The organism is Pseudomonas sp. S36 (assembly GCF_016647875.1).
Lineage (GTDB): Bacteria > Pseudomonadota > Gammaproteobacteria > Pseudomonadales > Pseudomonadaceae > Aquipseudomonas > Aquipseudomonas parafulva.
In genome coordinates this window covers 18612-31117 of the sequence record NZ_JACVVG010000012.1, presented here as the reverse complement: position 1 = coordinate 31117, position 12506 = coordinate 18612, and the positions used below count along the sequence as shown (strand labels likewise).

Here is a 12506-nt window from a genome sequence, read left to right as displayed (position 1 = left end):
GTAATGCCAGTCACAATGTCAGGTTAAGCCCTTTGACCAGTGCCCCCGGCAAATGACTCGATCCGGTACTGCGCTGCCCATAGGTACTGGTCGACAGGATCATCTCCCGCTCCTGGGTCAGGTCCTCCAGCTGGCTGCCCAGCAAACTGTACAGGCTGTCGTCGAAGCGCATGGTATTCACCGGCCCCTGTATCGCCCCGTTCTCGACCCAGAACGTGGCAAAGCGGGTCAGCCCGGTCATGCGCGCTGCGGGCAGGTCGGAGTAGTTCAGGTACCACAGGTTGCTGATATACAGGCCGGTGCCGAGGCGCTGCAGTACCGCTTCGCTGGGCAGGTTCCCGCCGGCCATGCTCAGTGCACAGGGCGATTCGTAGCTGTCGGCGCCATTGGCCACCCGCTGGAACTCTGCGGCGCTGCGTGCACTGGTCAACTGCTGGCGGGCCTTGCCGTGCTGAATCAGCGGCACGTCCATGCGCGGCGAGCCTTCATCGGAAAACGCCGGGCTCAGCGAGCCGCTGACCTGCTCGCTGAAACTCACCAGCGGGCTCAATTGCCCATCGCCGTTGTACAGGCGCTGTAGGGCACTGTTACCGGTGGCCAGGGCCTGGGCCGAGAAGCCTCCCCAGCACAGCATCCCGGCAATTTCGTCCATGGCTGCAGGCGCGAGGTACGCACGATAGCTGCCAGGCTTGAGGGTAATGGCCGGTTGGCCCAAAAAACCCAGCTGGTCACGGGCCTGGCGCAGGCGCTGGGTGAAATCACCCGCGTTCCAGGTTTGCCCGGCATAGTTGGCTTTGACGGCCTGGCCATTCTCGTGGAACAGGCTCCAGTCCATGTTGAAGCTGTTGGCCTGGTGCCAGCCGAAGGCGCCGAACGAGCTGGCAAAGCCACGGCACACAGGGCCGGCGGCATAGATACCGACCAGGTCCAGGTCACCTGCCTCGCGTTCGATCAGCGCTAGTACTTCATCGAGCGCCGGCAGCGGTGCTGCCTGGCAGCTCAGGCTATTCCAGGGGGCGGTGTTCAGTTGCAGATACGGGTCTATTGGCAGCAGGGGTAGCGTCTGGCGTAGCAACTGCATGGCAGCCTCCAGCCGTTGGCCGTCTACCTGTGCCTCACCGCTCAAGGTGACCAACTGCTCGGCCTGGCGGCCGTCGCGGATCAGCCGCAGGTGCGCGCTGGCCTGGCTTACATCCCCCGCCTGGCGCACCTTGGCGTGGTTGAAACGCACAAACCGAGACTGCTCGGCGCTGTAGCCGAGGGTGAATTGCTCGCCGGCGTGCAGGGCGTTGTGCGCCACCCCCACCAGGGCTTCGAAAGCATGTTGCATCAGGCCTGCCCTCCGAACACGTCGATTTGGCGGAATACGCAGGCTGGCGCCGCATGGCCCACCCTTACCACCTGGTTAGGCTCGCCCTTGCCGCAATTGGGCGTGCCCAGCACCTGGAACGTGCTGCGGTCGCCGACGGCGGCCAGGTTGCGCCAGAATTGCGCCGAGATACCGCGGTAATTGGGGTTCTTGACGATGCCCTTGAGCTCGCCGTTCTCGATCAGTTGCCCCCATTCGCAGCCGAACTGGAATTTGTTGCGGGCGTCATCGATTGACCAGGAGCGGTTGGTGCGCATCAGGATGCCGTGCTCGATACCCTGCACCAGTTGTTCCAGTGACCGATCACCCGGCTCGATGTTCAGGTTGGCCATGCGGTCGATGGGCGCCCTGTTCCAGCTACAGGCACGGCTGTTGGCAACGCCCTCCAGGCCAGAGCGGTACTGCGACAGCGCGCCTCCCAGCGGGCGCAGCAACACGCCGTCACGGATCAAGAACTGCTTGGTTGCCGGGGTGCCGTCGTCATCGAAACCATAGCTGGCCAGTTCTTCGCTTATGGTCGGATCGAAGGTCACGTTCAGCAATGCCGACCCGTATTGCAGGTGGCCAAAATCACTGGCTTTTATGAAGCTGGTGCCCGCGTAGTTGCGCTCATCGCCCAAGATGCGGTCCATTTCCAGGGGGTGGCCGATGGATTCGTGGATCTGCAGCATCATCTGGTCGGGCATCAGCAACAGGTCACGCTGGCCTTCAGGGGTATTGGGCGCCAGCAGCAGTTGCAGGGCCTGGTCGGCTACCCGCTGGGCTGCGCCTACCAGGCCGCAACGCTCGACGACCTCGAAGCCACCCTGCTGGCCGAAGTTTTCCCGGCCCAGGCTGCGGCTCTGGCTGTCCTGGCCATCGCTGGCGGTGACGCTCAGGCCGGGAAACAGAAAGCGTTGAGCATGGCGCAGCTCGGCGCCAGCAGAGTTCAGGTAGGTTTGCTCCACCACACTCACGCCCAGGCTGGCTTGCCAGTCCACCAGGCGCTCGTCGGCGGGCACGCTGGCTGACTCCGCCGCGAGCAGGGCCAGGCAGTTGGCAAGGGAGGGTATGGCCTCATCGAAATGGGGCGAGACAACGTCATACTGCCCAGTGGGAACGGCCTGCCCACGCAGGTCGAGCAGGCTGTGCCGGGCGATTTGCCGCGCCAGCGCCTCGGCCTGTTCCAGTGCACGCTGCAGGCCTGCCTGGCTGAGGTCGGCAGTGGCGGCGTAAGCCTCTACCCCAGCCACCCGTGCGGTCAGCATGGCGCCTTCGTCCTGGCTGAAAAACGGTGGTTCGGCTACGTTGCGCCGCACCGACAGCGCCTGGTGCGACTGTTTGACATGACGCAGGGAAAACACCTCGGCCGAACTGCGCAGCGCGGCGAAGCGCTGGCGCAGCAAGGCGCTGGAATCGAACATGGGCAGGCCTCCGTTTGCGCGGTGGCTCCCCCTTAGAACCACTCATCCTGCATGCCGAGGCAGGTCGCATCGCGGGCCTCGAGCAGTGCCAGGACATTATGGCAGCCAGGCACCTCCCAGGTCAGGAAATAACGCGCCGCCTGCAACTTGCCCCGGTAGAAGTCGCGGTCACCGTCATTACCCTTCAATAACCCGAGTTCGGCGTGGATGGCTTGCTCCAGCCAGCGCCAGCCGATCACGCAATGGCCGAACACTCTCTGGTACAGGGCCGAGTTGGCCAGGGCCTGTGCAGCGTGGCCCTGCGCGAGGTCGCCAAGCAGGGCCAGGGTGACCGCCTGCAGGCGGCTGACCAGGTGTTCGAGCGGCTCGCGCAGCGGGTCCAGGTTGGGGTGGTGGCTGGCGCGTTCGCCGGTGGCTGCCACCAGGCGCATCAGTTGCTTGAGGCCGGCGCCGTTGTGCTGCGCCAGCTTGCGGCCGAGCAGGTCGAGTGCCTGTATGCCTTCGGTGCCTTCGTGAATCGGGTTCAGGCGGTTGTCGCGGTAGTACTGCTCCACGGGGTACTCACGGGTGTAGCCGTGGCCGCCCAGTATCTGCACCGCCAGCTCGTTGCCCTTGAGGCAGAAGGCCGAAGGCCACGACTTGACCACAGGGGTGAGCAGGTCGAGCAACTGCTGGGCCTGCTCGCGTGTAGCCTGGTCGCGGGCTGTGTGGGTATCGTCAAACAGGCGCGCCGCATACAGCCCCAGGTCGAAAGCGCCTTCAACGTAGGCCTTCTGTGCCAGCAACATCCGCCTCACATCGCTGTGGGCGATGATGGGCACGGGTGGGGTGTGCGGGTTCCTGTCTTCCAGTGATCGGCCCTGGGGGCGCTGGCGGGCATATTCCAGTGAATACAGGTAGCCCGCGTAGCCTAGCATCACGGCGCCCATGCCTACGCCGATGCGGGCCTCGTTCATCATCTGGAACATGCAGGCCAGGCCTTGGTGCGGCTGGCCGACCAGGTAGCCGATGCACTGGCCGTTGTCGCCGAAGTTGAGCGCAGTGGAGGTGGTGCCGCGCCAGCCCATCTTGTGGAACAGCCCGGCCAGCAGCACGTCGTTACGTGGGCCCAGGCTACCGTCTGGGTTGACGCGGAACTTGGGCACGATGAACAGGGAGATACCTTTCACCCCGGGTGGGGCGTCCGGCAGCTTGGCCAGCACCATGTGCACGATGTTTTCCGACAGCGCGTGATCACCGCCGGAGATGAAGATCTTGTTGCCCTTGAGCCGGTAGCTGCCATCGCCTACCGGCTCGGCGCGGGTGCGGATATCGGCCAGCGACGAGCCGGCGTGGGGTTCGGTCAGGGCCATGGTGCCGAAGTAGCGGCCCTCGATCATGGGTTGTAGAAACAGCCGCTTTTGTTCCTCGTTGCCAAAGCTCTCGATCAGGTTGGCGGCGCCCATGGTCAGGAAGGGGTAGGCGGTGGTGCCGGCGTTAGCCGCCTGGAAGTGGGCAAAGCAGGCCTGTGACACCAGGCTGGGCAGTTGCATGCCGCCGGCTTCGAAATCCCTGTTGGCGTTGAGAAAGCCTGCCTGGAGAAAGGCGTCGACGGCGGGTTTGACCTCGGGAATCAACTCGGCGCAGCCGTTCACATAGCGCGGTTCGTTTTCATCGGCTTTGCGGTTGTGCGGTGCGAAATATTTCTCGGCAATGGTGCGCGCCGTGGTCAGCGCTGCGTCGAAGGTTTCGCGGCTGTGCTCGGCGAAACGCGGGCGTTGGGTGAGGGCTTCGGCGTCGAGGACTTCGTAGAGTTCGAAGGTGAGGTTGCGGGAGCTGAGCAGGGTCTCGGGCATGGTCGCGGTCCTGAGGCGGAATGCGGCGAGTGTAGGGGGGGTGGTTGTGGGAGGGACAGGTTAATAGGTGTGGGTGATATGGGTTTAGAAAACTCAATGACATCTAGCGGTCTGGCATCTGTTCACATCTTATTTCCCACGCAAACCAGGGAAATTTCCCACAATATTTTCGAACGTTTCCATGCGGCGTTCTTGAGTTAAATAATATAAATGTCAGTCTTTGGAATTGAGGATTGGCAATGGAAAAGCTCACTCGCTGGACGGCTGTCAGTAAAGAAGATCTGCGCAAAGTCGAAGATCCATTCTTTGCGGTCTCGATAATTAGAGATAACTTGAACAGTAGAGGTTGCGTTCGAGAGATATATGGTGTAACTGAGCTCCTGAAGGAGTGTGGTCTGTATTATAGCTCGGTTAGCCTTGTGGGCGATCAAATTGATAGAGCGCTCGGACCGGTTGCGTCAGGCGAGTGGATGCTGATAAAAGATGAACCATTCAAGCCGATAAATATCGAAGAGAATTGGTATGCAAGGATTTGTAGTAGGCAAAATGACGGCGATCATTTGATTAATACTGTCTCTGGGATGAGTGGCCCGGGCAAGTGGAAGATAACATCTATGCAGGTTGCTAAATTTGCTTCGAGTGCTGCCTTTTTTGCAAATTTCCTGGTGTCGAGGGGCGATGAAGGTCGAGTTTTTTTGTCGTCAGGGAAAGATTTTGCCAATACGACGCGGACCGTAACACAGGAGTGGGTACCGCTTAACGCTGAAGAACGCAACGTTGCATTGTCTTCAATAATTCATAGATATGGTATGGAGCGGAAAACCACGCAAGTTTATGTTGAGGCTGATGATGCATGGGATGTATCCGGGTCATCATGGCATTGGCGGCCAGTCATCGCAAACGAAGAGTATGAGTTGAAATAAAAATGACCTGGAACATGGACTTGACAAAGCCAACGCGGTTGGTCGGTTTGCTTTGGGGTGGTATGGATGCTTTTTACGTTTCGTTCGTGGTGTTCAGTAGTTTGAACAGAGGTGTGACACCCTTTGTGAGCGACCTCAATTCTGCCCTCGCAAACATGGAGCAGTGGGGGGGAGGGCTTGAATTTCTGATTTGGATGGGACTAATGATCCAGATCTCTCTTATCGCCAGTAGTCTATTGCTTTGCTTGGGAAGAGTCTCCGGGCTCTACTTGGCTGGTGTACAAATTCCTTTTCGCATTTTCTTTATAATTCCATCGTTTTCCTTGATTTTGCTATTGCCTGATACCAGTACGTGGATTTGGTTAACCATTATCGTTGCTTCTGAGGGAGCTAAAGCCTGGAGTCTTTGGTGGCTTTGGCGACGGCGCACCTAAAGGACGTAGGGCATTAATGTGCTTGCTTTGAAGCGGGACTGTCAGTTTTTATGTTCGGGCCGGTAACAGCCTGCCGTTAGGCAGGCCCTGATTTTCACCAGGTCGGCCTGATGAACCTATCTCCGTACAGAATCGCAAACTGATTCATCGCACTTCAAGCACGTGGAAAGAAAACCACTGAGGCCTTGGTGATTATTGCTCGTCGCTTGGTACGCCTGGCCCTCGGCCTGATGAAGCATCAAGCCGATTGGAAGCCTGAGATATACACCGGAGGCGCCAAACTGGCCTCATAAGCCCAGGGCTGCTAGGCAGCCCGCTCGGAATGATCACGCTGCCCCAACGACTGGGAGGATTTTCAAGCGCGCAGCCGTGTGCCTGCAGTGCTGGTTAGGCAGGCAGAAGGCTTCCCTGCTGGAAAGTTGCCTGCAGCCGTAGAATCTCCTACGTTTGTTTCGGGCCAATTATTCCTGCGGGATTTGCGCGCTAATGCTCTGGTGCACGACACGATATCGCGTCGTACAAACCAAGCGGTCGCGCGCCTCTGACGCAGGCATGACTGGCCCGAAACAAACGTAGGAGCGAGCGAAGCTCGCGATGCGCCGCGCGGGCGGCGCTCGATCTCACAGGCGCTGAACATCTCAAACCATGCGCCCATAAACAAGGAGAGCCGAAGCTCTCCTTTCTTACCAACAGCGATCAACCAATAGTCATCAAACTGGCATTCCCGCCCGCCGCCGCAGTGTTCACACTCACCGCCCGCTCAATCACCAGCCGCTCCAGCGCAATCTGGTGATCCCCGCTGGACAGCCCATGTACCCCCACGATGGCCCCGGCGCGCTTGGCGACCTGCTGGCATACCCCGCGCAGCTGGTCCGAGTCACCATGGTGGATCACGGCGTCGAACGCCACGTCATCCTTGCTCCAGTCCGCCGTCAATCGGACCTTGTCCTGCAGCTCGCGCGGCAGGCGATTGCGCAGGGCCTTGCCGGGTTCGTTGTCGGCCCACACCGCCGAACTGCCCACCGCCAGCACCGCAGCAAGCTGCGCGAGCAGGTCGGCCTCGTTGTCGGCCAGGCACAGCACATGCTCGCGGGGCAGGATGGTGTAGGTGTTGCGTTCGCCGGTCGGGCCAGGCAGCAGGCGCGCGATGCCGCTTTGCGACTGGGTGGCGAACTGGCTGCACAGCGTGGCCAGCTCGCTCAGCTGGTTGCCTTGTGCCCAGGCCTTCAATGCATGCAACGGCTTGACCAGTTGCTCATGCAGCGCACGGTCAGGCTTGCCGTCGCCGTCCTGCTGCTCGAAGTGCTGGCCGATGGCATCTGCCGGGCGAGTCGACAGCAGGCGATAGAGGTACAGCGGGCCACCCGCTTTCGGGCCGGTGCCCGACAAGCCTTCACCACCGAATGGCTGTACCCCGACCACGGCACCGACAATGTTGCGGTTGACGTACATGTTGCCGGCGTTGGCGCTTTCCACCACCTTGGCGATGGTTTCGTCGATACGGGTGTGCACGCCCAGTGTCAGGCCGTAGCCGGAGTTGTTGATCTGCTCGATCAACTGGTCCAGGTTGCGCCGGTTGTAGCGCACCACGTGCAGCACCGGGCCGAAAATCTCGCGCTTGAGCTCGTCGAAGCTGTCCAGCTCGATCAGGGTTGGCATCACGAAGGTGCCGCGCTTGAGCTCGGTGGCATCGGCGATGGCGACCTGGTACACCGGGCGGCCTTTCTCGCGCATGCCCTGGATGTGCTTCTCAATACCCGCCTTGGCTTCGCCGTCGATCACCGGGCCGATATCCACGGCCAGGCGGTCCGGGCAGCCGAGGCGGCTTTCAGCCATGGCGCCCTTGAGCATTTCAATCACGCGGTCGGCGCAGTCTTCCTGCAGGCACAGCACCCGCAGGGCAGAGCAGCGCTGGCCGGCGCTGTCGAAGGCCGAGGACACGACGTCGATCACCACCTGCTCGGTCAGTGCTGATGAATCCACGATCATCGCGTTCTGGCCGCCGGTTTCGGCAATCAGCGGAATCGGCCGGCCCTGGTTGTCCAGGCGCCCGGCCACATTGCGCTGCAGCAGGCGGGCGACCTCGGTGGAACCGGTGAACATCACACCTTTGACCCGCTCGTCGCCCACCAAGCCGGCGCCCACGGTTTCGCCGCGACCTGGCAGCAGCTGCAGCACACCTTCCGGGATGCCTGCCTCCAGCAGCAGGCGAACGGCCTGGGCGGCGATCAGCGGGGTTTGCTCGGCTGGCTTGGCCAGCACCGGGTTGCCTGCTGCCAGGGCTGCCGCCACTTGCCCGGTGAAGATCGCCAGCGGGAAGTTCCATGGGCTGATGCATACCACCGGGCCCAGCGGGCGGTGGGCGTCGTTACTGAACGCGTTGCGCGCCTGTACAGCGTAGTAACGCAGGAAGTCCACCGCTTCGCGCACTTCGGCAATGGCGTTGGCGAAGGTTTTGCCCGCCTCGCGAATGAGCAGGCCCATCAGCGGCTGGATTTCGGCTTCCATCAGGTCGGCAGTGCGTTCCAGGATGGCCGCACGCTCGGCGGGCGGGGTGGCCTGCCAGATAGGCGCTGCATTCAGGGCGCACTGGATGGCGTTGTCCACGTCGGCGGTGGTGGCTTCCTGCACATGGCCCACCACATCGCGGTGGTCGGCCGGGTTCAGCACTTCAGCTACCGTGCCCTCGCTGGCAGCGCAGGCCAGCAGCGGCACGGCCTTCCAGTCATTGTTGGCGGTCGCCAGCATGGCGCAGGACAGCGACGCCAGGCGGTGTTCGTTGGCCATGTCGATGCCCGCCGAGTTGTCACGCTCGCTGCCGTACAGTTCGCGCGGTAGTGGGATGCGCGGGTGCGGCAGGCCGATGCTGCCTTCCTGGGCCCCCATGCGCTCGATGCTCTGCACCGGGTCGGCCACCAGTTCCTGAATGGAGATGGAGTGGTCGGCGATACGGTTGACGAACGAGGTGTTGGCGCCGTTTTCCAGCAGCCGGCGGACCAGGTAGGCCAGCAGGGTTTCGTGCGTACCCACCGGGGCATACACCCGGCATGGCCGGTTCAGCTTGCCGTCGGCAATCTTGCCCACCACCTGCTCGTACAGGGGCTCGCCCATGCCATGCAGGCACTGGAATTCGTACTGGCCTGGGTAATAGTTCTGGCCAGCAATATGGTAGATGGCCGACAAGGTGTGGGCATTGTGGGTGGCGAACTGCGGGTAGATGGCCTCCGGCACGGCCAGCAGCTTGCGGGCACAGGCCACGTAGGACACGTCGGTGTACACCTTGCGCGTGTAGACCGGGTAGCCTTCCAGGCCTTCGACTTGGGCACGCTTGATTTCGCTGTCCCAGTAGGCGCCCTTGACCAGGCGGATCATCAGGCGGTGGCGGCTGCGCTTGGCCAGGTCGATGACGTAGTCGATCACGTACGGGCAACGCTTCTGGTAAGCCTGGATGACAAAGCCGATGCCGTTCCAGCCCGCCAGCGCAGGCTCGAAGCACAGGCGCTCGAGCAGGTCGAGCGACAGCTCCAGGCGGTCGGCCTCTTCGGCGTCGATGTTCAGGCCAATATCGTATTGCTTGGCCAGCAGGGTCAGCGCCAGCAGGCGCGGGTACAGCTCATCCATCACCCGCTCGTACTGGGCGCGGCTGTAGCGCGGGTGCAGCGCCGACAACTTGATCGAGATGCCGGGCCCTTCATAGATGCCGCGGCCATTGGAGGCCTTGCCGATGGAGTGGATGGCCTGCTCGTAGGAGGCCAGGTACTTCTGCGCGTCGTGCTCGGTAAGGGCGGCCTCACCCAGCATGTCGTACGAGTAGCGGAACCCTTTGGACTCGAAGCGGGTGGCGTTGGCCAGTGCCTCGGCAATGGTTTCGCCAGTGACGAACTGCTCGCCCATCAGGCGCATGGCCATGTCCACACCCTTGCGGATCATCGGCTCGCCGCTCTTGCCGATGATGCGGGTGAGCGACGACGTGAGGCCTGCCTCGTTATGGGTGCTGACCAGCCTGCCGGTAAGCAGCAGGCCCCAGGTGGCGGCGTTGACGAACAGCGATGGGCTGTTGCCCAGGTGGGGCTGCCAGTTGCCGTTGCTGATCTTGTCGCGGATCAGCGCATCGCGGGTGCCCTTGTCGGGGATGCGCAGCAGGGCTTCGGCCAGGCACATGAGTGCCACGCCTTCCTGGGACGACAGCGAAAATTCCTGCAGCAGCCCCTGAACGATACCGGCGCGCCCGCCGGCGCTTTTCTGGTTACGCAGTTTTTCTGCGATACCGGCGGCCATCTTGTTGGTGGCCTCGGCGAGCGGTGCGCTCAGGCGGGCCTGTTCCAGCAGCATGGGCACCACTTCCTGCTCGGGGCGGCGGTAGGCTGCAGTGATGGCCGAGCGCAGTACCGACTGGGGCAGGATGCTCTCGGCGAACTCCAGGAAGCACTGGTGGCCATGGTCGACCGGGGCGTCCCCGGCATCCTCTGCTAGGCCACCGGCCTGGCCGTTGATTTCATTCAGGGTCGCGCCACCCTCGAGCTTCTCCAGGTAGTTGAAGATCGCCTGCTTGATCAACCAATGCGGCGTGCGGTCGATGGACTGCGCTGCGGCTTTGAGTCGTTCGCGGGTAGGGTCATCGAGTTTGACCCCAAGGGTGGTCGTCGCCATTTCTTATCCTCGTTATTGCCACGAATGTGGCGTCAGCTGGCGCCAAGATTATCCGCAGCGAGAACCGGGTGCAACCAGGTGCAACCCGAATTTCACGACAGCTGGGTGCAACTCGTCTGACGGTCGTTTCCGAAGTTTCTGAAAGCGACATGAATGGTCGTTTCGTTCTAAAAATGCGCTTCCCATGCACTAAACAGGAGCAAAAAACAGGCTTTATCTGAAAATGCATGGGCAGGTGCAACTTGCAAATGAAAAATGAAAAATGGTTGCACCCCATTTGCGTTGTTGCATAGCATTCCCCGCCTGGGTGCAACCGCCTCGACCGGTTGCACATGAAATAACAACAAACACCAGGGCACACGCATGGGTAACCCAATCACGATCACGTTTGTGATCTACATCGCCGCAATGGTGCTGATCGGCTTTGCGGCCTACCGCGCCACTAAAAATCTTTCTGACTACATCCTGGGCGGTCGCAGCCTGGGCAGCGTGGTCACCGCGCTGTCTGCGGGGGCCTCCGACATGAGCGGCTGGCTGCTGATGGGCCTGCCGGGCGCCATCTACTTCGCGGGCCTCTCCGAAGCCTGGATCGCCATCGGCCTCACCGTGGGTGCCTACCTGAACTGGCTGTTCGTGGCTGGCCGCCTGCGCGTGCAAACCGAACACAATGGCGATGCACTGACCCTGCCGGACTATTTCACCAGCCGCTTCGAAGACAAAAGCGGCCTGCTGCGCATCATCTCGGCCGTGGTCATCCTGGTGTTCTTCACCATCTATTGCGCCTCCGGCATCGTGGCCGGCGCCCGCCTGTTCGAGAGCACCTTCGGGATGTCCTACGAAACGGCGCTGTGGGCCGGTGCAGCAGCCACCATTGCCTACACCTTCGTCGGTGGTTTTCTGGCGGTGAGCTGGACAGATACGGTGCAGGCAACGCTGATGATCTTCGCGCTCATCCTCACCCCGGTGATCGTGCTGATCTCAACCGGTGGTTTCGACCAGACCTTCGCGGCGATCGAGGCGGTCAACCCGGCCAACTTCGACATGCTCAAGGGGGCCAGCTTCATCGGTATCATTTCGCTGATGGGCTGGGGGCTGGGCTACTTCGGCCAGCCGCACATCCTGGCGCGCTTCATGGCGGCCGATTCGGTGAAATCGATCGCCAACGCCCGCCGCATCTCCATGACCTGGATGATCCTGTGCCTGGTCGGCACCTGCGCCGTCGGTTTCTTCGGCATCGCCTACTTCTCCGCCAACCCGGAGCTTGCCGGGCCGGTTAACGAAAACCACGAGCGGGTGTTCATCGAACTGGCCAAGATCCTGTTCAACCCCTGGATTGCCGGTGTGCTGCTGTCGGCCATCCTGGCGGCGGTCATGAGTACCCTGAGCTGCCAGCTGCTGGTGTGCTCCAGCGCCTTGACCGAGGACTTCTACAAGGCCTTCCTGCGCAAGAATGCTTCGCAGGTGGAGCTGGTGTGGGTTGGCCGGTTGATGGTGCTGGCCGTGGCGTTGGTGGCCATCGCCCTGGCTGCCAACCCGGAAAACCGCGTACTGGGCCTGGTGGCCTACGCCTGGGCAGGCTTCGGTGCAGCGTTCGGCCCGGTGGTGCTGATGTCGGTGCTGTGGAAGGGCATGACCCGCAACGGTGCGCTGGCCGGCATCGTGGTTGGCGCTTTGACTGTCATCCTGTGGAAGCAGATTGACCCGTGGGGCCTGTACGAAATCATCCCAGGCTTCCTGCTGGGTACCCTCGCCATCGTGCTGTTCAGCAAGCTGGGCCGTCCGAGCCAGGCGATGGTGCAGCGCTTCGAAACGGCTGATGCTGCCTATCACGCCGAGAAGTAAGGCTGGCGCAGCGGTGCCGGCCTTGCCGTCGGCGCCAACCAGCAGCCAGG

Annotated in this window: 7 protein-coding genes and 1 pseudogene; 4 read left to right on the top strand and 4 right to left on the bottom strand. The window is 61.8% G+C overall.

The window, feature by feature from the left end; translation table 11 throughout:
• Positions 1-10: 10 nt before the first annotated feature.
• From IAE36_RS09215 to IAE36_RS09205, 3 genes are read right to left on the bottom strand one after another with little or no spacing between them, the layout of a single operon-like run.
• Positions 11-1330, bottom strand: a complete 1320-nt coding sequence (locus IAE36_RS09215) for a TldD/PmbA family protein (RefSeq protein WP_201164527.1) — start codon at positions 1328-1330, stop codon at positions 11-13.
• Positions 1330-2772, bottom strand: a complete 1443-nt coding sequence (locus tag IAE36_RS09210) for a TldD/PmbA family protein (protein WP_201211968.1) — start codon at positions 2770-2772, stop codon at positions 1330-1332. Before IAE36_RS09210 ends, IAE36_RS09215 begins: the two co-directional genes overlap by 1 nt.
• A 32-nt stretch (positions 2773-2804) precedes the next feature.
• A complete protein-coding gene (locus IAE36_RS09205) occupies positions 2805-4607 on the bottom strand; it encodes an acyl-CoA dehydrogenase (protein ID WP_201211966.1) in 1803 nt (600 codons plus the stop codon).
• Between the two features lie 239 nt (positions 4608-4846).
• Here IAE36_RS09205 and IAE36_RS09200 point away from each other — a divergent pair, with 239 nt between their 5' ends.
• From IAE36_RS09200 to IAE36_RS09190, 3 genes and pseudogenes are all read left to right on the top strand, one after another.
• Positions 4847-5530, top strand: coding sequence for a hypothetical protein (locus IAE36_RS09200; RefSeq protein WP_201211964.1), 684 nt, complete (start codon positions 4847-4849; stop codon positions 5528-5530).
• A gap of 14 nt (positions 5531-5544) precedes the next feature.
• On the top strand, positions 5545-5964 hold the full coding sequence (locus IAE36_RS09195; protein WP_201211962.1) for a hypothetical protein: 420 nt from the start codon (positions 5545-5547) through the stop codon (positions 5962-5964).
• A gap of 155 nt (positions 5965-6119) precedes the next feature.
• Positions 6120-6257 (top strand): annotated as a pseudogene (locus IAE36_RS09190) (IS110 family transposase); the annotation flags it as partial.
• A 403-nt stretch (positions 6258-6660) separates the two neighbouring features.
• On the opposite strand, the gene putA reads toward IAE36_RS09190, so the two are convergent.
• Positions 6661-10614 carry a trifunctional transcriptional regulator/proline dehydrogenase/L-glutamate gamma-semialdehyde dehydrogenase gene (gene putA / locus IAE36_RS09185; protein WP_201211960.1) on the bottom strand — a complete coding sequence of 1318 codons (3954 nt, stop codon included), beginning with the start codon at positions 10612-10614 and terminating at the stop codon, positions 6661-6663.
• A gap of 363 nt (positions 10615-10977) precedes the next feature.
• On the opposite strand from putA, the gene putP reads away from it, so the two are divergent.
• A complete protein-coding gene (putP, locus tag IAE36_RS09180) occupies positions 10978-12456 on the top strand; it encodes a sodium/proline symporter PutP (protein ID WP_201211959.1) in 1479 nt (492 codons plus the stop codon).
• Positions 12457-12506 lie beyond the last annotated feature (50 nt).

Coding starts and splice junctions, on each gene's coding strand:
- IAE36_RS09215 (WP_201164527.1), bottom strand. CDS start 1,330: ATGCAACATGCTTTCGAAGCCCTGGTGGGGGTGGCGCACAACGCCCTG.
- IAE36_RS09210 (WP_201211968.1), bottom strand. CDS start 2,772: ATGTTCGATTCCAGCGCCTTGCTGCGCCAGCGCTTCGCCGCGCTGCGC.
- IAE36_RS09205 (WP_201211966.1), bottom strand. CDS start 4,607: ATGCCCGAGACCCTGCTCAGCTCCCGCAACCTCACCTTCGAACTCTAC.
- IAE36_RS09200 (WP_201211964.1), top strand. CDS start 4,847: ATGGAAAAGCTCACTCGCTGGACGGCTGTCAGTAAAGAAGATCTGCGC.
- IAE36_RS09195 (WP_201211962.1), top strand. CDS start 5,545: ATGGACTTGACAAAGCCAACGCGGTTGGTCGGTTTGCTTTGGGGTGGT.
- putA (WP_201211960.1), bottom strand. CDS start 10,614: ATGGCGACGACCACCCTTGGGGTCAAACTCGATGACCCTACCCGCGAA.
- putP (WP_201211959.1), top strand. CDS start 10,978: ATGGGTAACCCAATCACGATCACGTTTGTGATCTACATCGCCGCAATG.